General features: G+C 64.7%; 16 protein-coding genes and 1 pseudogene. 15 read left to right on the top strand and 2 right to left on the bottom strand.

The features are described from left to right. Positions 1-212: 212 nt before the first annotated feature. Both ilvD and HU230_RS13795 read left to right on the top strand, forming a co-directional pair. Positions 213-1937 (top strand): dihydroxy-acid dehydratase, encoded by a 1725-nt coding sequence (gene ilvD / locus HU230_RS13800; protein WP_176535030.1) that lies wholly within the window; start codon positions 213-215, stop codon positions 1935-1937. After that, entirely contained in the window at positions 1924-2760 is an 837-nt protein-coding gene (locus tag HU230_RS13795) for a tetratricopeptide repeat protein (RefSeq protein ID WP_176531191.1), read from the top strand. Before ilvD ends, HU230_RS13795 begins: the two co-directional genes overlap by 14 nt. A gap of 37 nt (positions 2761-2797) precedes the next feature. Here HU230_RS13795 and xth read toward each other — a convergent pair whose 3' ends face one another. Beyond that, positions 2798-3589: an exodeoxyribonuclease III gene (xth, locus tag HU230_RS13790; RefSeq protein WP_176531192.1), complete on the bottom strand. Its 792-nt coding sequence runs from the start codon at positions 3587-3589 to the stop codon at positions 2798-2800. Positions 3590-3750: 161 nt separating this feature from the next. Between xth and HU230_RS13785 the strand changes: the two genes are divergently transcribed. Together HU230_RS13785 and HU230_RS13780 are read left to right on the top strand one after the other, a co-directional pair. Beyond that, positions 3751-4884 (top strand): efflux RND transporter periplasmic adaptor subunit, encoded by a 1134-nt coding sequence (locus HU230_RS13785; RefSeq protein WP_176531193.1) that lies wholly within the window; start codon positions 3751-3753, stop codon positions 4882-4884. A gap of 3 nt (positions 4885-4887) precedes the next feature. Continuing rightward, positions 4888-8016: an efflux RND transporter permease subunit gene (locus tag HU230_RS13780; protein WP_176531194.1), complete on the top strand. Its 3129-nt coding sequence runs from the start codon at positions 4888-4890 to the stop codon at positions 8014-8016. A 62-nt stretch (positions 8017-8078) separates the two neighbouring features. Here HU230_RS13780 and erpA read toward each other — a convergent pair whose 3' ends face one another. Further along, positions 8079-8408 (bottom strand): iron-sulfur cluster insertion protein ErpA, encoded by a 330-nt coding sequence (erpA, locus tag HU230_RS13775; protein ID WP_176531195.1) that lies wholly within the window; start codon positions 8406-8408, stop codon positions 8079-8081. A gap of 137 nt (positions 8409-8545) precedes the next feature. On the opposite strand from erpA, the gene HU230_RS13770 reads away from it, so the two are divergent. From HU230_RS13770 to HU230_RS13720, 11 genes and pseudogenes are all read left to right on the top strand, one after another. Then, positions 8546-9754 carry a deoxyguanosinetriphosphate triphosphohydrolase gene (locus tag HU230_RS13770; protein WP_176531196.1) on the top strand — a complete coding sequence of 403 codons (1209 nt, stop codon included), beginning with the start codon at positions 8546-8548 and terminating at the stop codon, positions 9752-9754. 9 nt (positions 9755-9763) lie between these two features. Continuing rightward, positions 9764-11560 (top strand): arginine--tRNA ligase, encoded by a 1797-nt coding sequence (argS, locus tag HU230_RS13765; RefSeq protein WP_176531197.1) that lies wholly within the window; start codon positions 9764-9766, stop codon positions 11558-11560. Positions 11561-11678: 118 nt separating this feature from the next. Further along, positions 11679-13145 (top strand): SPOR domain-containing protein, encoded by a 1467-nt coding sequence (locus HU230_RS13760; protein ID WP_176531198.1) that lies wholly within the window; start codon positions 11679-11681, stop codon positions 13143-13145. 46 nt (positions 13146-13191) lie between these two features. Next, on the top strand, positions 13192-14214 hold the full coding sequence (gene nagZ / locus HU230_RS13755; protein WP_176531199.1) for a beta-N-acetylhexosaminidase: 1023 nt from the start codon (positions 13192-13194) through the stop codon (positions 14212-14214). After that, positions 14211-15032 carry a segregation and condensation protein A gene (locus tag HU230_RS13750; protein WP_092113984.1) on the top strand — a complete coding sequence of 274 codons (822 nt, stop codon included), beginning with the start codon at positions 14211-14213 and terminating at the stop codon, positions 15030-15032. The genes nagZ and HU230_RS13750 overlap by 4 nt, the downstream gene beginning before the upstream one ends. Positions 15033-15054: 22 nt before the next feature. Then, positions 15055-15753, top strand: a pseudogene (gene scpB / locus HU230_RS13745) (SMC-Scp complex subunit ScpB); the annotation flags it as partial. 372 nt (positions 15754-16125) lie between these two features. Further along, positions 16126-16359 carry a twin-arginine translocase TatA/TatE family subunit gene (locus HU230_RS13740; protein WP_050400528.1) on the top strand — a complete coding sequence of 78 codons (234 nt, stop codon included), beginning with the start codon at positions 16126-16128 and terminating at the stop codon, positions 16357-16359. A 160-nt stretch (positions 16360-16519) separates the two neighbouring features. Further along, on the top strand, positions 16520-17023 hold the full coding sequence (gene tatB / locus HU230_RS13735; protein WP_176531201.1) for a Sec-independent protein translocase protein TatB: 504 nt from the start codon (positions 16520-16522) through the stop codon (positions 17021-17023). Next, complete coding sequence (tatC, locus tag HU230_RS13730; protein WP_176531202.1) at positions 17020-17814, top strand: twin-arginine translocase subunit TatC; 795 nt, start codon at positions 17020-17022, stop codon at positions 17812-17814. Before tatB ends, tatC begins: the two co-directional genes overlap by 4 nt. Positions 17815-18013: 199 nt before the next feature. Then, complete coding sequence (serS, locus tag HU230_RS13725) at positions 18014-19345, top strand: serine--tRNA ligase (RefSeq protein WP_176531203.1); 1332 nt, start codon at positions 18014-18016, stop codon at positions 19343-19345. A 100-nt stretch (positions 19346-19445) separates the two neighbouring features. Beyond that, positions 19446-20462 (top strand): hypothetical protein, encoded by a 1017-nt coding sequence (locus HU230_RS13720; protein WP_176531204.1) that lies wholly within the window; start codon positions 19446-19448, stop codon positions 20460-20462. The last annotated feature ends 1 nt before the right edge of the window (position 20463 follow it).

The following is a 20463-nucleotide window of genomic DNA, read 5'->3' as shown; positions in this document are numbered from 1 at the left end:
AGGACCGATAATACATGGTTGCCCGGGAGCCACGATTGTTGCGTCGTCGCAACAGTGAATCGACATTTAACCCTAAATACAGGCGGTCCGCAGTCGCGCCGCTTTTTGGCCACACCCTGACATGAAAGGATATTCACCTAGCTGAATAGCCAGCGCTCGCGACGACGGGACTTTTGATCGGTTCCGGCGTTGTTGGAGGGAACAGGGTCGCGATGGACGCCAAAACGAACATCAAGGGCAGGCTGCCGAGCCGTCACGTGACGGAAGGGCCCCAGCGCGCACCGCATCGGTCTTATCTCTATGCGATGGGGCTGACGACAATCCAGATTCATCAACCATTTGTCGGCGTTGCTTCATGTTGGAATGAAGCAGCCCCCTGCAACATCTCGCTGATGCGCCAGGCGCAGGCGGTGAAGAAGGGCGTGGCGTCCGCCGGCGGCACGCCGCGCGAGTTCTGCACCATCACCGTGACCGACGGCATCGCGATGGGCCATGACGGCATGCGCTCGTCGCTGCCGTCGCGGGAATGCATCGCCGATTCGGTCGAGCTGACCGTGCGCGGTCACTCCTATGATGCGCTGGTCGGGCTCGCCGGCTGCGACAAGTCGCTGCCGGGCATGATGATGGCGATGGTCCGGCTCAACGTGCCCTCGATCTTCATCTATGGCGGCTCGATTTTGCCCGGCAACTTCCGCGGGCAGCCGGTGACCGTGCAGGACATGTTCGAGGCGGTCGGCAAGCACTCGGTCGGCGCCATGTCGGACGAGGACCTCGACGAGATCGAGCGGGTGGCGTGCCCGTCGGCCGGCGCCTGCGGCGCTCAGTTCACCGCCAACACCATGGCGACCGTCTCCGAGGCGATCGGCCTCGCGCTGCCGTATTCGGCCGGGGCTCCGGCGCCTTACGAGATCCGCGACGCCTTCTGCTCCGCCGCCGGAGAGAAGGTGATGGAGCTGATCGAGAAAAACATCCGGCCCCGCGACATCGTCACCCGGGAAGCCCTTGAAAATGCTGCGGCCGTGGTTGCAGCCTCAGGTGGTTCGACCAATGCTGCGCTGCACCTGCCGGCGATCGCCCATGAGTGCGGTATTAAATTCAATTTGTTCGACGTTGCCGAAATCTTCAAAAAGACTCCTTACGTCGCGGATTTGAAGCCGGGCGGCCGTTATGTTGCCAAAGACATGTTTGAAGTTGGCGGCATTCCGCTGCTGATGAAAACGCTGCTCGACAATGGCCACCTGCACGGGAATTGCCTGACCGTCACTGGCCGAACGATCGCCGAAAACCTCAAAAGCGTGAAATGGAATCCGCACCAGGACGTGGTGCGGCCCGCCGACAATCCGATCACCGTCACAGGTGGCGTTGTCGGACTGAAGGGTAATCTCGCTCCGGAGGGTGCGATCGTGAAGGTCGCGGGAATGTCCAACCTGAAGTTTACCGGTCCGGCCCGGTGCTTCGACCGCGAGGAAGACGCCTTCGAGGCGGTGCAGAAGCGCACCTACAAGGAAGGCGAAGTGATTGTGATCCGCTACGAGGGGCCGAAGGGCGGTCCCGGGATGCGGGAGATGCTGGCGACCACGGCGGCGCTGACCGGGCAGGGGATGGGCGGCAAGATTGCCCTGATCACCGATGGCCGGTTCTCCGGCGCCACCCGTGGCTTCTGCATCGGACATATTGGACCCGAAGCGGCCGTCGGCGGGCCGATCGGGTTGTTGCAAGACGGCGACATCATCGAGATCGATGCGGTCGCCGGCACCCTTAACGTAAATTTGAGCGACGCCGAACTCGCAAATCGTAAGACCAAATGGGCCCCTCGCGCGACGAACCATACATCTGGTGCGCTGTGGAAGTACGCCGAGCAAGTGGGGCCGGCGGTGGATGGCGCAGTCACCCATCCGGGTGGCGCGTACGAGAAACAGTGTTATGCGGACGTTTAAGCGTGCGATATTTGCGTTTGCGTTAGGGGCCATTCCGGTGGCAGGCCCCGGATTCGGATTCGACGGCGCCCCGGTCAGCCCCCAGGATACCGTTCTTCCGGTGGTCGCTCCGCAGCCCGGCACGGCCGGTGCGCTGAAGCGGGCCGCCACGCCGGTTGCCCCTGCGGCGACCTCGCCGACCTCCTCCTTCAGCACGCTGCAGTACCAGGCCGAGGGCGGTCACCCCGTGGCGCAGTGGAAGCTCGGCAAGATGTACGCCGAGGGCGACGGCGTCATCCAGGACGACATGCGCGCCTTCGAGTATTTCAGCCGGATCGCCAATGCGCATGCCGAGGATTCGCCGTCGGCGCCGCAGGCCTCGATCGTGGCCAACGCCTTCGTGGCGCTCGGCCGCTATTATCTGAGCGGCATTCCCAATTCCAAGGTCAAGGCGGACACCGAACGGGCGCGGGAGATGTTCTCCTATGCCGCGTCCTATTTCGGCAATGCCGATGCCCAGTACGACCTTGCCCGGCTGTACCTGAAGACGCCGGACGCCTCGCGGGACGATTTCCGCTATGGCGCACGCTGGCTCGGGCTCGCCGCCCAGAAGGGCCAGCACCAGGCGCAGGCGCTGCTCGGCCAGATGCTGTTCAACGGCGACCGGCTGCCGCCGCAGCGGGCCCGTGGCCTGATGTGGCTGACCCTGGCGCGCGACAGCGCGACGCCGGAAGAGGCCTGGATCAAGGAAAGCTACAACCGGGCGATCGCCAAGGCATCCGAAGACGACCGCGCGATGGCACTGCAGATGCTCGAGCATTGGGTGCAGGGCCGTCGCGATTAGAGGCCGCCGGGATTGATATTCCCCGCGGCCGGCGGGCTCAGGCGGTCTCGAAATCGAGATCGGCCCAGACTGGGACATGGTCGGACGGCTTCTCCCAGGCGCGGACATAGCTGTCGATTCCAACATCGATCAGCCGGTCGCTGGCCTGCGGCGACATCAGCAGATGGTCGATGCGCAGGCCCCAGTTCTTCTGCCAGGCGCCGGCCTGGTAGTCCCAGAAGGTGTACTGGCCCGGCTCGTCATTGACCGCGCGCAGCGCATCGGTGAGGCCGAGGCCGAGCAGCGACTGGAAGGCCTCGCGGGTCGCAGGGCGGAACAGGGCATCGTCGGCCCAGGCGGCCGGATTGTAGACGTCGCGGGCCGCCGGAATGACGTTGAAGTCGCCGGCCAGGATCAGCGGCTCCTCGGCCTTAAGCCGTTCCCGCGTGTACTCAAGAAGCCGCGACATCCATTTGAGCTTGTACGGATATTTGTCGGTGTTGGCGGGGTTGCCGTTGGGCAGGTAAAGGCACGCGACCCGCACCACGCCCTGTTTCAGCGTGACGACGCCTTCGAGGAAGCGAGCATGTGCGTCCTCGTCGTCGCCGGCGAGGCCCGACTTGGTCTCGTCGAATGGCAGCTTGGAGAGCAGCGCGACGCCATTGAAGGTCTTCTGGCCGTGGGTGACGACATTATATCCGAGCGCCTCGACCTCGAGCCGCGGAAACGCGTCGTCGACGCATTTGATCTCCTGCAGGCAGACGATGTCGGGGGAACACTCCTTCAGCCAGGCGACCAGAAGTTCGATCCGTTGCCGGACCGAGTTGACGTTCCACGTAGCGATGCGCATGCAAGTGACCGGATTGAAGCCGCAGGATTTTACTTAGGTGGCATACCATGGGCGAACCGCCTGTGCTAACCCTCTCCGGAAACAAGGCGTAACAATTGCCGATGGGGGAGTTGCGATGCGTCCCGGCCCTGAGGGAAGCGGGCGGCGCACGTGCGAGAGGTATGAGAAAACGCAATTTGGTTCTGACTGTCGCTGTTCTCGGCATTGCGGCTGGGGCGGCTTACATGACCCGCACTTCATGGATGGGTGGCGGTGCCGTCACCGCGCAGGGGACGCCGCGGCCGCGCGTGGTTTCGGTGGATCTCGCCAAGGCCGAACGCAGGTCGGTGCCGGTGGATGTCGACGCGATCGGAACGGTCACGCCGATCTCAAGCGTGGCGTTGAAGTCGCGGCTGGAGACCACCATCATCTCGGTCCATTTCGAGGACGGCGCCAAGGTCAATGAGGGCGACCTGTTGTTCATGCTCGACGCGCGGCAGATCGACGCCCAGATCGAGCAGGCCGAGGGCGTCCTGGCCCGCGACCAGGCCCAACTCGAGGGCGCGCAGCGCGACCTGCGCCGCTACACCGAGCTGGTCGGCAAGGGCGCGACCACGCAGGTCAACCTCGACAACGCCAAGACCCAGTCCGACGTCCTGATCGGCACCATCAAGGCCGACCAGTTCGCGCTGGAAAACCTCCGCGTCCAGAAGAGCTACACCGTGATCCGCGCACCGTTCGCGGGGCGGATCAGCGCCGCCAACGTCAAGGTCGGGAATTTCGTCCGCCCCGCCGACACCCAGCCGTTGGCCGTCATCAACCAGATGGCGCCGGTCTATGTCACCTTCGCCATTCCTCAGCGTGCGCTGGTCGATCTGCGCGACGCCATGGGGAAGGACGATCCCAAGGTGATCGCGACCATTCCCGGCCATCAGCGTTCCGAGAGAGGCAAGGTCGCGATGGTCGAAAACGCCGTCGATGCGACCACCGGCATGGTTACCGTGCGCGGCATCATGAACAATGCGAGCGAGACGCTGTGGCCCGGCACCATCGTGCAGACCAAGCTGATCATCCGCAGCGAAGACGCGGTCGTGGTGCCCACGGTCGCGGTCCAGCGCAGCCAGAACGGCAATTTCGTTTTCGTCGTCCAGGACGGCGTCGCCAAGGCCCGGCCGGTGAAGGTCGATCGCACCTTCCAGGGCACCTCGGTGATCTCTGACGGATTGGCGGGCGATGAAAGCATCGTCGTCGATGGCCAGCTGCTGCTGTCGGAGGGATCGCGGGTCGAGCTGCGGGCGCGCAAGGCCGGAGCCTGACTGATGACGCTCTCCGAGCTCTGCATCCGCCGCCCGGTCATGACGACGCTGATCACGGCGTCGATCATCGCATTCGGCGTGTTCGGCTTCCGCCTGCTGCCGGTCTCGGCGCTGCCCAAGGTGGACTTCCCGACCATCGCGGTTACCGCGACCCTGCCGGGCGCCAGCGCCGACACCATGGCGGCCTCGGTCGCCGGCATCATCGAGCGTCAGCTCTCGACCATTGCCGGCATCTCCTCGATGTCCTCGAACTCCTCGCAGGGCACGAGCGTCATCACCATCCAGTTCGACCTCAACCGCAACATCGATGCCGCCGCGCTCGACGTGCAGACGGCGTTGACGATCGCGCAGCGCCGGCTGCCGATCGAGATGACGATTCCGCCGAGCTTCCGGAAGGTGAACCCGGCCGACTTCCCGGTGCTGTTCGTCTCGCTGGGGTCGGCGACGCTGCCACTGTCGGCGGTCAACGAATATGGCGACATCACGATCGGGCAGGCGCTGTCGCAGCTGCCGGGCGTCGCCCAAGTGCTGATCTACGGCGCGCAGAAATTTGCGATCCGCGTCCAGGCCGATCCGGAGGCCGCTGCCGCCCGCGGCGTCTCGATGGAGGATATCCGCGCTGCGGTCTCGCGCGCCAATTCCTCGACGCCCGTCGGCACGCTGAACGGCCCCAAGCAAGACGTCGCGCTGCAGGCCTCCGGCCAGATGGATAAGGCGGCCGACTACCGCCAGATCTACGTCGCCTGGCGCAACGGCTCGCCGGTCCGGCTCGACGAGATCGCCAAGGTCTATGACAGCGTCGAGAACGACAAGATCGCGACCTGGATGAACGACGAGCGGGCGATCGTGCTCGCGATCCAGAAGCAGCCCGACGCCAACACTGTGGCCGTCGTCGACGCCGTGCTGGCGAAATTGCCCTCGCTGCGCGCCGCGATCCCGCCCTCGGTGACGATGCAGGTCATGATGGATCGCTCGGTCTCGATCCGGCAGGCGGTCAGCGACGTCGAGGAGACCCTGCTGATCGCGATCGCGCTGGTGATCCTCGTGATCTTCCTGTTCCTGCGCTCGGCGTCGGCGACCTTCATCCCGGCGCTCGCGGTGCCGATCTCGCTGTTCGGAACTTGTGCGGCGATGTACGCGCTGGATTACTCTATCAACAACATGACGCTACTGGCGCTGACGCTCTCGGTCGGCTTCGTGGTCGACGACGCCATCGTCATGCTGGAGAACATCGTCCGCCATATCGAGCACGGCATGAAGCCGTTCGAGGCGGCGCTGAAGGGCGCCCGCGAGATCGGCTTCACGATCATCTCGATCACCTTCTCGCTGATCGCGGTCTTCATCCCGGTGCTGCTGATGGGCGGCATCGTCGGCCGCGTGTTCCGCGAATTCGCCGTCACGATCTCGGTCGCGATCATCGTCTCCGGCTTCGTGTCGCTGACCTTGACGCCGATGCTGTGCGCCCGCGTGCTGCGCGCGCATGACGCGACCAAGCGTCCGAACATCGTGTTGCGGGCGTTCGAGGCGATGTTCGAGGCCTGGCTGCGCGCCTATGAATGGGCGCTGGACTGGGTGCTGGCCAAGAAAGCCCTGATGCTGGTGGTGACGCTCGCGACGCTCGGCGGCACCATCTATCTCTACATGATCGTGCCGAAGGGCTTCTTCCCGCAGGAGGATACCGGCTTCCTGATCGGTGTGACGGAGGCGGCGACCGATACCTCGTTCGAGGCGATGAAGGTGCGCCAGCAGGCGCTGGTCGAGGTGATGCGGACCGATCCGGCGATCGATTACATCAATTCCACCGTCGGCTCGGGCGGTCCCAATCCGACCACCAATTACGGCCGGCTATTCATAGCGCTGAAGCCGCAGAAGACCCGCGACAATGCCACCGTGGTGATCGGCCGCCTCAGGCAGAAGGCGCGCGAGATCCCCGGCATGCAGGCGTTCTTCCAGAGCGTCCAGAACCTCAACATCGGCGGGCGCATCTCCAAGAGCCAATATCAGTATGTGATGCAGAGCGGCGATACCGAGTCGCTGTACCGGCTGGCGCCGGAGATGCGCGACAAGATCGAGAAGATCCCAGGCCTGCTCGACGTCACCACCGACCTCTACATCAAGAACCCGCAGATGACGGTCGACATCGACCGCGAGAAGGCGGCGGTCTACGGCGTCACCGTCGATCAGGTCCGCAACCAGCTCTACAACGCCTATGGTTCGCGGCAGGTCGGCACCATCTACATGCCGTCGAACGACTACCAGATTATCCTGGAGGTGCAGCCGCAGTTCCGCGTCGACCCGTCCGATCTCTCGAAGCTCTACATGAAGACCGCGAGCGGCCAGACCATTCCGCTGGATGCGGTAGCGCGGCTGGTGCCGACGGTCGGACCGTTGCAGATCAACCACCAGGGCCAGCAGCCGGCGGTGACGATCTCGTTCAATCTCGCGCCCGGCAATTCGCTCGGCTATGCGGTCGACAAGATCACCGAGCTCGAGCAGAACGCGAATTTGCCGCCGACGATTGCGACCGGGTTCTCCGGCACCGCGCAGGTGTTCCAGGACTCGCTGCGCGGGCAGGGTGTCCTGATCCTCGCCGCCGTGTTCGCGGCCTTCGTGATTCTCGGCATCCTCTACGAGAGCTTCATCCACCCAATCACGATCATCTCGGGCCTGCCGTCGGCCGGAATCGGTGCGATCCTGACGCTGATGCTGTTCGGGATGGAGCTGTCGGTGATTGCGATGATCGGCATCGTGATGCTGGTCGGCATCGTGAAGAAGAACGCGATCATGATGGTGGACTTCGCGCTCGAGCGCCGCCGCGTCGGCCTCAGCGCCGAGCACGCGATCCGCGAGGCTGCGCTGCTGCGTTTCCGCCCGATCATGATGACGACATTCGCGGCGATCTTCGGCACGCTGCCGATCGCGCTCGGCGCGGGCGCCGGCGCAGAGTTGCGTCAGCCGCTCGGCGTCGCGGTGGTCGGCGGCCTCTGCGTGTCGCAACTGCTGACGCTGTTCATCACGCCTGTGATCTATATCTATCTCGACCGCATCGACCGCAGGCTGCGCCGCAAGCTCGATCCGCAGGCGGAGGCGGGCGGCGACGTCGAGCGCCCGCAGGTGGTCGCGGCAGAATAGTTGGCGTCTCCGGCGAACCGGTCACCGGTTGGCGTCGAGAAGCCACGTCAGGCGAGGAAGCGTCAGATCGAGAAGCTGGTGCCGCAGCCGCAGGACGCGGTGGCGTTCGGATTGACGACGCGGAACGAGGCGCCGATCAGGTCATCGACAAAGTCGACTTCCGAGCCCGCGAGGAACGGGACCGAGGCGGGGTCGATCAGCACCACCGCGCTGTCGCGCTCGATCACGAGGTCGTCATCGGCCTGGGTGCGCTCGACGTCGAATTTGTACTGGAAACCGGAGCAGCCGCCGCCCTCGACCGAAATGCGCAGCTTGGCGCCTTGGCCTTCCTTGCTGAGGATCTGCCCGATGCGGCGGGCGGCCCGTTCGCTGACGGTGATGGCAGCAGTCATGTCGGTCTCCGAAACCCTATTTGAGCATGGTTTGATCGGATCATGCTCGGCGTCATGCCCAATTCATTTGGTCAGCCGCCTCAGTCATAGTTAAGTGCGTCGGACCATGGAATCAAATGGATAAGGACTAAAATACCGTGTCGGTCGGAATGGCTGCCCCCCGTGCGCCTTATGCCTGCGACCCCGACCACAGCCGTGGCCGCCTGGTCGCGGAGCCGCCGAGCCGGACCCGCAGCCCGTTCCGGCGCGACTGTGACCGGGTGATCCATTCCACCGCGTTCCGCCGCCTCAAGCACAAGACCCAGGTCTTCGTCTTCCATGAGGGCGATCACTACCGCACCCGGCTGACCCATTCGCTCGAGGTCGCGCAGATCGCCCGCGCGCTGGCGCGCCAGCTTGGGGTCGACGAGGATCTGACCGAGACGCTGGCGCTGGCGCACGACCTCGGCCATCCGCCGTTCGGGCATGCCGGGGAGCGGGCGCTCGACGACTGCCTCAAGGATGATGGCGGCTTTGACCACAATGCGCAGGCGCTGCGGGTCGTCACCTCGCTGGAGCATCGCTATCCAGAGTTCGGCGGACTGAACCTGACCTGGGAATCGCTCGAGGGTATAGTCAAGCACAACGGGCCGCTGACCGAACGCAACGGCGCGCCGGCCGGCCGCTATCTCGACAGCGGCATTCCGATCGGGATCGCCGACTACAATCAGACCTACGATCTCGAGCTCTGGAGCTATGCCTCGCTCGAGGCGCAGATCGCGGCCTTTGCCGACGACATCGCCTATGACGCTCACGATATCGACGACGGCCTGCGCGCCGGTCTGTTTGCGGTCGACGACCTCAAGGAGATGCCGCTGACATCAGAGATCATCGTCGAGATCGATCGCCATTACCCCGGGCTCGACGAGGTCCGGCGCGGCGCCGAACTGGTGCGTGAGCTGATCTCACATTTCATCAACGCGGTGTTCAACGAGGCGACCCGGCGTCTTGCGGTTGCGCAGCCGCAATCGGCCCAGGACGTGCGCCACCACAACGCGCCGCTGATCGCGTTTCCGCCCGAGGTGGCCGAGCAGGAGGCGGCGATCAAGGCGTTCCTGTTCCGGCATATGTATCGCCACCGGCGGGTGATGCTTGTCATGCGGGAGGCCGAGCAGGTGGTGCGCAACCTGTTTGAGCGCTACCGGCAATCGCCGGGCGACCTGCCGGCGGAATGGATCGAGGGGAGCGTGCAGGAGACCGGCAGCGCGCGGAACAGGCGGATCGGCAATTTCATTGCCGGAATGACCGACCGTTTCGCCCTGATCGAGCACCAAAGGCTTTTTGACTCGACCCCGGATTTGCGTTAGCGCCCTGCCATGGCCGACACCCCTGCGACACCACACCTTTTTGCCGACATGCTGGCGCGCGTGCACGCGATTTGTGCCGCTGTCGCTGCCGAGGATAATTGGCCCGCGGGCATCGATCTGTCCCGCGTCGTGGTCGAGCCGCCGCGCGATGCCAGCCACGGAGACATGGCGACCAATGCCGCAATGGTGCTCGCCAAGGAGGCCAAGGCCAAGCCGCGCGAGCTCGCCGACAAAATCGCCGAGCGGCTGCGTGCCGACGCGCTGGTGGCGTCCGTCGATGTCGCCGGGCCCGGCTTCATCAACCTGACCTTGAAGCCGCAGGTCTGGGCCGACGCGCTGCGTGCCGTGCTGGCCGCCGGCTCGGCCTATGGACGCAGCGACATCGGAAAGGCCGAGAAGGTCAATGTCGAATACGTCTCGGCCAACCCGACCGGGCCGATGCATGTCGGCCACTGCCGCGGCGCCGTGTTCGGCGATGCGCTGTGCAGCCTGCTGCAATTCGCGGGCTTCGACGTCTGCCGCGAATATTACATCAACGATGCCGGCGCCCAGGTCGACGTGCTCGCACGCTCGGCATTCCTGCGTTACCGCGAAGCGTTGGGTCAGGATATCGGCGCGATTCCAGAAGGGCTCTATCCCGGCGACTACCTCGTGCCGGTCGGCGAGGCGCTCGCCAAGGAATACGGCGAGAAGCTGCTCGACATGACGGAAGCCGCGTGGCTGCCGATCGTGCGCGACAAGGCGATCGCCATGATGATGGAGATGATCAGGGGCGATCTCGCCGCGCTCAACATCCATCACGACGTGTTCTTCTCGGAGCGCTCGCTGATCACAGCAGGCAACAACAAGGTCGCCGAGACGATCGATTTCCTGCGCGCGAAGGGCGACATTTACGAGGGCCGCCTGCCGCCGCCGAAGGGCAAGCCGGTCGAGGATTATGAAGACCGCGAGCAGTCGCTGTTCCGCGCCACCGCCTACGGCGATGACGTCGATCGTCCGCTGATCAAGTCGGACGGCTCGTACACCTATTTCGCGTCCGACATCGCCAACCACCGCAACAAGTTCGAGCGTGGCTTCACCAACCTGATCGACGTGTTCGGCGCCGATCACGGCGGCTACATCAAGCGGATGCAGGCGGCGGTGAAGGCGGTGACTGCCGGCAAAGCGACGCTCGACGTCAAGATCGTGCAGCTCGTCAAGCTGTTGCGCGACGGCGAGCCGGTGAAGATGTCGAAACGCTCCGGCGAATTCGTCACGCTGCGCGAGGTGGTCGACGAAGTCGGCTCGGACGCGGTCCGGTTCATGATGCTGTTCCGCAAGAACGACGCGGTGCTGGATTTCGACCTCGCCAAGGTGATCGAGCAGTCGAAAGACAACGCCGTCTTCTACGTCCAGTACGGCCACGCCCGCGGCCATTCGATCTTCCGCAATGCGCGGGAGGAGGCGGTTCCAGATCTGCCCGGGACCGACGAGGCGCGGCTGGCCTATCTCCGGAACGCTGCGGTCGAACGCCTGACCGACCCGGCCGAGCTCGACCTGCTCAAGCGGCTTGCGCTCTATCCCCGGATGATCGAAGCTGCCGCGGTGGCCCACGAGCCGCACCGAATCGCTTTTTATCTATATGATTTGGCCAGTGAATTTCATGCGCTGTGGACCAAGGGGCGCGATTTGCCCTATTTACGCTTCATTATCAATAATGATGCAGAGATCACGAGGGCGCGACTGGCAATGGTTCAGGGCGTCGTCTCGGTTCTGGCATCGGGCTTAGCTGTTCTAGGCGTCCACGCTCCGACCGAGATGCGGTAGGCAGGGGCATTAGGCCCTCACGAGTGGGGATTTGTGAGGGCATCTGGCAGGGGCCAACTCGTTCGGACCGGCTGTGCCGGCGATCTTGGCGCTGTCCCGAAGGGGATGCATCATCACGATGGCTGATCGATATCAGGACCGACATTTTTCCGCCGACACGACCTCCAAGGTCGAGAGCGATCCGCTTGCCGAACTGGCCCGACTGATCGGACAGACGGATCCATTCGGCTCCGCGAACAAGCCGCCGCCGCGTCCGCTGCAGTCGCGCGCCAATGCGCGGCCGCAGCAATATGATCCGCAGGCCGAGGACGAGGATGCACCGCCCGCGGGCCCGCCGCCCTGGATGCAGCGCGCGCGGCAGGAGACCGTCGCTCCGCCGCCCGTGCAGCACACCGAGTACGAAGAGCCCGAACAGGACTACCAGCCGAAGCCGGTGCATCCGTTGCACCGCTATGCGGCCCAGCAGGCGCAGCCGCCTGCGCCCGAACCGGTCGCAACCTATCGGCCGGTCGAGCCCCCGCGACAGCCAGAGGCCTTTGACGACGAGCCGTCCTATCAGAGTGGCGATCAGGGCCACGATCCGTCGCGCTATGACGACGCGCTTTACGGTCAGCTGGAAGCGGGCGAACAGGATCTGCAGCGCGATCCATCCTATCCGGACGATCCCTATGCGTATGAGGCCGACGAGGAAGAGCCTGAGCCACGCCGGCGGAGCAGTGGCCTGATGGCGGTCGCCGCGGTGCTGGCGCTTGGCGTGTTCGGCGTCGGTGGCGCGTACGCCTACCGGACCTATATCGGCTCGCCCCGCAGCGGTGAGCCGCCGATCATCAAGGCCGACAACACGCCGACCAAGGTGATCCCGGCCCAGGCCGATGCGCCGGCCAAAACGCCGGATCGCATGGCAGCGGGTGACGGCACCGAGAAGATCGTGTCGCGTGAAGAGACCCCGGTCGACGTCAATTCGAAGACCGCCGGACCGCGCGTCGTGTTTCCTCCGCTGAACGCCAATGCGAATCCGCCGCCGGCATCAACCGTGCAGACGGCGCAGCCGGCACCGACGCCGATCACCGCGAACGGGACGCTGCCGAACAACGAGCCGCGCAGGGTTCGCACGCTCGCCGTCAAGGGCGATTCGCCCGATGGCGCGCAGGCCGCGGCCGCCGCGGGCAAGCCTGCGGCCGCTGCGAAGCCTCAGGTGTCGCGCGGCAACCCGGCCGCAGCCAATGCCAGCGCGAACGCGCCAATGTCGCTGGTTCCCGGGCAGGCTGACGCAGCCCCGGCCGCGCCTCAGACCCGAGTGGCGTCGACTACGACCGCTTCTGTTGGCGGTGGCGGTGGATATCTGGTCCAGGTGTCGTCGCAGAAGAACGAGGCGGACGCACAGTCGTCCTATCGGACGCTGCAGGGCAAGTATCGCAGCGTGCTCGGTTCGCAGCCTTTGGTGGTGAAACGCGTCGATCTCGGCGAGAAGGGAGTCTATTACCGCGCCTTTGCCGGCCCGTTCGCGTCGTCGGAAGAGGCGAACCAGCTATGCCGGAGCCTGATGTCGGCCGGTGGGCCGCAGTGCCTCATCCAAAGAAATTAAAGGCCGTTTCCTTGACCCGTGAGCTGCATACGGCCTAATCGGCCGAATGACGAACCGCGCATTCATCACGGGCGTATCCGGGCTGATCCTCAACGACGCTGAACGCGAATTCATTCGCGCCGAGCGGCCATGGGGCTTCATCCTGTTCAAGCGCAACATCGAGAGTCCTGCCCAAGTAGCCGCTCTTGTTGGGGAACTCAGGTCGGCAGCCGGCATGGCTGACGCGGCGGTCCTGATCGACCAGGAAGGCGGGCGGGTGCAGCGGCTCGGACCGCCGCATTGGCCGGTCTATCCGCCCGGCGCGAGCTTCAGCGCGCTCTACGACATCGACCCGACGCTCGGCCTGACGGCGGCCCGGCTCAGCTCACGGCTGATTGCGGCCGACCTGATCGATCTTGGAATCACCGTCGATTGCCTGCCGTTGGCCGACGTTCCGGTGGCAGGCGCAGATGCGGTGATCGGCAATCGGGCCTACGGAACCGAGCCGGACAAGGTCGCGGCGATCGCCCGTGCGGTCACGGACGGGCTGGAACAGGGCGGCGTGCTGCCGGTTCTCAAGCATATTCCCGGCCATGGTCGCGCCACCGCGGACAGCCATTTTCGCCTTCCGACGGTCGATACCGCCAGAGATGAGCTGGAACGGACCGATTTTGCCGCGTTCCGGCCGCTGGCGGACCTGCCGATGGCGATGACTGCACATGTTGTGTTTAGCGCGCTGGACCCCGTCCATCCGGCGACGACTTCTGCGACAATCATCGAACAGGTGATTCGCGGCCTGATCGGGTTCCAAGGTTTGTTGATGAGTGATGACGTGTCGATGAATGCGCTGGCCGGATCAATTGCCGAGCGGACCCGCGCCATCGTCAGCGCCGGTTGCGACATGGTTCTGCACTGCAACGGCAATATTGACGAAATGCGCGAGGTCGCGCGGGAGACGCCGGAACTGGCCGGCAAGGCGCTTGAGCGGGCCAAGGCGACGCTCGCCGCGCGGAAGCAGCCTGAGCCGCTCGACCGGCAGGCGGCACGGGCTGAACTGGATGCGTTGTTGAATCGGGTAGGGACGGCATGACCGCTGAAATTCTATCGTTTGAGACCGGGCGGCCGGCCGACCTCGCCGAGGGCGAACCGGCGCTGGTGGTCGACGTCGAAGGTTATGAGGGCCCGCTCGACCTGCTGTTGACGCTGGCGCGGCAGCAGAAGGTCGACCTGTCGAAGATTTCGATCCTTGCCCTCGCCGACCAATATCTTTCGTTCATCGAGGCGGCGCGCAAGATCCGCCTCGAACTCGCGGCCGACTATCTGGTGATGGCGGCCTGGCTTGCCTTCCTGAAATCGCGGCTCTTGCTGCCCGAGCCGCCGAGCGCGGAGGGGCCGAGCGCCGAGGAAATGGCGACCGCGCTCGCCAACCGGCTGCGCCGTTTGGAAGCGATCCGCGAGGCGGCGAACCGGCTGATGAACCGGCCGCAGTTCCAGCGCGATATCTTCCCGCGCGGCAATCCGGAATCGATCGCCGAGATCAAGCATCCGAAGTTCACCGCGACCCTGTACGACCTGCTGTCGGCCTATGCGACGCAGCGCGCGTCGCGCGTGCTGACTTCAGTGCATCTGGCGAAGCGGACGGTGTGGTCGCTGGCCGAGGCTCGCGCCTCGCTGGAGCGGCTGGTCGGCCTCGCCGAGGACTGGAGCTGCCTCGACGAGTACCTGATGAACTACGTCGCCGATCCCAAGCAGAAGGCCACGGTGTTCGCATCGAGCTTCGCTGCTGCCCTCGAACTGGTTCGCGAGGGCGAGATGGAAATCAACCAGAAGCAGGCGTTCGCGCCGATCTATTTCCGAAAGCGTCAAGCGCAGGCCGCAATGGCTGCGCCGGACCTGTCGGTTGAGTAAGTGGAAGAAGGAGAGCAAGCCCATGGCAAGCTTGGCGGAAGTGCGCAGAGACGAGCCCGAGGAGGAGGTTTCTCCTATGGATCATCCGGTAGCGCGTCCTGAGGAATTGCGGCTCCTTGAAGCCCTGTTGTTCGCATCGGCCGAGCCGATCGATCAGGCAACGCTGGCAAAGCGGATGCCCGACGGCGTCGATATCAAGGCGGCGCTCGCACAGTTGCAGGCAGAATATGCGCCGCGCGGCGTCAACCTGGTTCGGGTCGCCAACAAGTGGACGTTCCGCACCGCCAGCGATCTGTCGTGGCTGATGACGCGCGAGAGCACCGAGACCCGGAAGCTGTCGCGTGCAGCGATCGAGGTGCTGGCGATCGTTGCCTATCACCAGCCGGTGACCCGCGCCGAGATCGAAGAGATTCGTGGCGTGGTCACGTCGAAGGGAACGATCGACGTGCTGCTGGAGACCGGCTGGATCCGTCCGCGCGGCCGCCGCAAGACGCCGGGGCGTCCGTTGACCTTCGGAACCACCGACGCCTTCCTGTCGCAGTTCAGCCTGGAAGCGCTCGGCGACCTGCCGGGACTCGAGGAGCTGAAGGGCACCGGTCTGCTCGACTCGCGCCTGCCGACCGGCTTTTCTGTTCCCTCGCCATCGGATGATGCGACGCTGCGGGAGGACGAGGAGCCGCTCGAGCCCGGCGATACGCTGGAACTGCTGCTCGCGCCGGCCGTCGAGCCTGAAGCCGAGGAACCGAAGATCGAGAGCGAAACGGTTGCCAAGGTTGAGGCTGCCGAGGTTGGGACTGCCGAGGTCGAAATGACAGCCGAGGCCGAAACCGACCTCGAAGCGGAAGTTGCCACCGAGGTGGACGCGGCCGAACCTGACGCTGGTGAGCCGGACGAGCGCATCGACCACGCGGGCGATGACGACGGCGCCGAGGAGAAGGGCGAATAGCCCGGAATATTCCCGGTTAAGCCTAGCAATATTACGTAGCCGCGACAGCGATTTGCCGCGGCCGAGGTCCTTGTTTTTGACACCCCGCGGGCCTAACTTCCGGCAAAGTTCAGGCCGGTCCGCCGGCCATTTCTGGAGGGTTGCAGGATGGGTTCGCTTAGCATTTGGCACTGGATCGTCGTGATCGCAGTGGTCCTGCTGCTGTTCGGACGCGGCAAGATTTCGGACCTGATGGGTGACGTCGCCCAAGGCATCAAGGCCTTCAAGAAAGGCATGCAGGACGACGACAAGGTCGCGGACAAGCCGGAGTCCACCAAGGCGATCGACCACAATGCGGCGCCGTCGGCCGCGCGCCAGGATGTCGGCAGCAAGGCCGTCTAACGCGCTTGTACTGACGCATATTTCGACGTTTTTCTTTGCGCGAAACGGTGACGCCGTCGCTCGGAAGCGCTATGGACGCCGATTGAGAAAAGGCGCCGGCAGCCCCACATCCTGCTAGGACCAATGGGGCCGATGGCGGCGCGCTTAGGCGGAACAATTCATGTTCGATATCGGGTGGAGTGAACTGGTCGTCATCGCGGTCGTCGCGCTGATCGCCATCGGCCCGAAAGAGCTGCCGGGCGTGCTGCGCATGGTCGGGCAATGGATGGGCAAGGCCCGCAAGATGGCCTCCGAATTCCAGGGCCAGTTCCAGGAGGCCATGCGCGAGGCCGAGATGGCCGACCTCAAGAAGAGTTTTGACGAGGTCAGGGAAGCCGCAACCGGCATCACCAGCGGCAACATCATGACCTCGCTGCACAAGGACGTCAGCGATGCCCTGCAGATCGACAAGCCGGTCGATGCGCAGGTCGCCTCCGCGATCGACGCACCGGTCACTCCGACAACACCCGCCCCGCCGACACCGGAAACCTTCGTCGAGGCCGAGACGCACGCTGCCGCCGGCGAGCCGCTCGCGATCACCAGCGAGGTGAAGCCCGAGCCGGCGCCTGCGCAGGATGAGACGCCGCCACAGCCTGACGTGCTCAAGGACGCGAGGGCGTCATGAGCGCCGAAGACATCGAGGCCTCCAAGGCCCCCTTGATGGATCACCTGATCGAGCTGCGCTCGCGGCTGATCAAGGCGCTGCTCGGCTTCGGCGTCGCTTTCATCATCTGCTTCTTCTTCGCCAAGCAGATATTCAACGTCCTGGTCTGGCCCTTCATCTGGGTGGCAGGGCCGGAAAATTCCAAATTCATCTATACTGCGCTGCTCGAATATTTTCTGACGCAGCTCAAGCTCGCTCTGTTCGGCGCCGGCTTCATCTCGTTTCCGATCGTCGCGACGCAGATCTACAAGTTCGTGGCGCCCGGGCTCTACAAGCATGAGCGCAACGCGTTCCTGCCCTATCTGATCGCGACGCCGGTGTTCTTCGTGCTTGGCGCGATGATGGTCTATTTCGTGGTCTTCCCGATGCTGACCCGCTTTTCGCTCGGCATGCAGCAGTCGGCGGGCACGGAGACGGCGCAGATCCAGTTGCTGCCCAAGGTCGGCGAGTATCTCTCGCTGATGATGTCGCTGATCTTCGCCTTCGGCATCGCGTTCCAGCTGCCGGTGATCCTGACGCTGCTCGGCCGCATCGGCATCGTCACCTCGAAGATGCTGAAGGAGAAACGGCGCTACTTCATCGTGATCGCCTTCATCATCGCCGCCGTGCTGACGCCGCCCGATGTGCTGAGCCAGGCCTCGCTCGCGATCCCGCTGCTCTTGCTCTACGAGGGCGCCATCATCGCGGTCGGGATCGTGGAGAAGAAGGCCACTACCTCGAGCGTGCCGTCGGCGACCAATCCGGCCGAGTAGGTGATTTCGTCACAGATCCGGACGTCACACCCCGCGAAGGCGGGGTATCCGGTACGCCGCGGCTTCCCGGCGACGCACTGACGTCTCTGGAATACTGGGTCGCCCGCCTTCGCGGGCGATGACACTTGTGCTAGTTGAGGCACGCCGCAAACGTTGACATGCAACGTTATCTTGAAGCGCGACGTTAGGACTCCCCGCCATGCACGACATCAAAGCGATCCGCGACAATCCGACAGCCTTCGACGCCGGCCTGAAACGCCGCGGACTTGGGGCCCTGTCGCCGTCGCTGCTGGCGATCGACGAGAAGCGGCGTGCGGCGATCCTGGCGTCCGAGCAGGCCCAGGCGCGGCGCAATGCGGCCTCGAAGGAGATCGGCGACGCCAAGAAGGCAAGGGACGAGGCGCGCGCGGCCAAGCTGATGGCCGAGGTCGCCGAGCTCAAGACCACGATGCCGGAGCTCGAGGCTGCCGCCAAATCGTTTGACGACGAGCTGACGAAAGAGTTGTCGTCAATTCCGAACTTGCCGCTCGACGAGGTGCCCGACGGCACCGACGAGCACGGCAACGTCCAGCACCATGTGTTCGGCAAGAAGCGCGACTACGGCTTTGCGCCGAAGCTGCATGACGATCTCGGCACCGCGCTCGGCTATATGGATTTCGAGGCGGCTGCGAAATTGTCCGGCGCCCGTTTCGTCGTGCTGAAGAAGGGACTGGCGCGGCTCGAGCGCGCGATCGGGCAGTTCATGCTCGATTTGCACACTGGCGAGCACGGCTATGCCGAGATCAATCCGCCGCTCCTGGTGCGCGACGCCGTGATGTTCGGCACCGGCCAGTTGCCGAAATTCGAGGACGATCAGTTCTGGGCGATCAAGGGCGAATTGCTCTCGGCGCCGAATGCTGATCTGCGCAGCGAGCGCCTCGGCCTGATTCCGACCGCGGAAGTCTCGCTGACCAACCTCGCGCGCGAATCCATCCTCGACGAAAAAGAGCTGCCGATGCGGCTCACCGCGCTGACGCCGTGCTTCCGCGCCGAAGCTGGAGCTGCGGGACGCGATACGCGCGGCATGATCCGGCAGCACCAGTTCACGAAAGTCGAATTGGTGTCGATCACGACGCCAGAAGCTAGCAAGGATGAGCTCGAGCGCATGCTGTCCTGCGCCGAGCAGGTGCTGCAGAAGCTCGATCTGCATTATCGGGTGATGACGCTGTGCGCCGGCGACATGGGCTTCTCCGCACAAAAGACCTACGATATCGAGGTGTGGATGCCGGGGCAGGGCGATGGCGGTGCCTATCGCGAGATTTCGAGCTGCTCGGTGTGCGGGGATTTCCAGGCGCGACGCATGGACGCGCGCTATCGCGGCCCCGACGGCAAGCCGCGCTTCGTGCATACGCTGAACGGCTCCGGCACGGCGGTCGGGCGCGCCTTGATCGCCGTCATGGAGACCTATCAGCAGCAGGATGGCTCGATCGCGGTGCCCGACGTGCTGCAGCCCTATATGGGCGGGCTCAAAGTCATCGAGCACGGCATATGAGGCGAGGGCCAGTGTGATGCCGCTCCACCGTGACATCCACTGGCTTGGTCGACAATGGGCCGTCACCGGCCACGGTCTGCAGCTGATCAATCAGAAGCAGATGGGCTATTACGACATCGAGGCCGCGCGCCTGTGGGAAGCCCGCGTGACCGAGGTGCAATCGAAGGCCTGGATCGACAGGCCGGACTTCGACAAGGCGCTGGAGATCGCGCGCGGCAAGTTCGCCCACTTGGCGCCGGCCGATCTGCCCGCGCCCGCGGCCGTCGCGTCGCCGCCGCCGCCTCCGGTCCGGGCCATGCCGCCGGCCGCGCCGCGGGCTCCGTTTGACGCGGAATCGATGCCCTCGATCGAGGAGCTGCTCGCTAGGCTGAAATCGAAATCGGTTGCGGCCGTGCCCGTCGTAAAGCCGGCCGAAGAGGCGCCCGCGCCACCGCCCAAGCCCGAACCGCCCAAACTAGAGACGCCCAAGCCTGATGCGCCGAAGCTTGAGCCTCGCAAGGTTGAACCCGTCAGATCCGAGTTCCCCAAATCGGAACTTCCGAAGGCTCCGAGGCCCGAGCCTCTCCAGGCGGCTTTGGCTCCCGAGCTGCACAAGCCTGAATCCCGGAAGGTCGAAGCCCCGAGGGCTGAGGCCGCGAAGCCTGTGCCGCTCAGGCCCAACGCACTCACGTCTGCACCTGGCAAGATCGAACCCACCGGGGCTGAGCTCCCCAAAGCGGAGCTTCGCCAGACTGCGCCGGTCGAGCCGCGCAGGCCCGAAGCTCGGAAGAGTGAACCGCCCAAGGTTGAATCGCTCAGGGTCGAAGCTCCCAAGCCTGAAGCTCCCAAGCCTGAAGCTCCCAAGCCGGAGGCTGCCAAGGTCGAACCCGCCAAAGCTGAACCTGCGAAGACTGAGCCCCTCAAGTCCGAAGCTCCCAAGTCCGAAGCTCGTCAGGCGACGCCGGCCCAAAAACTCAAGGCAGCGCCGCTGGCGTCCATTGTCGCCGTTGTTCGGCGGCCAGCCCGACCGGCTTGGCCGGTGTTCGACCGCAAGATCGCCGGCAGCGGTAGATTCGTGCATCCGTGGCGCGTGACGTCGGCGCGATGGCGCGGGCCGGGTTTGCCTCCGCGGCCCTAGC

The sequence above is a fragment of the Bradyrhizobium quebecense genome (genome assembly GCF_013373795.3).
Taxonomy (GTDB): Bacteria; Pseudomonadota; Alphaproteobacteria; order Rhizobiales; family Xanthobacteraceae; genus Bradyrhizobium; species Bradyrhizobium quebecense.
This window is presented reverse-complemented; position numbering and strand designations above follow the sequence as displayed.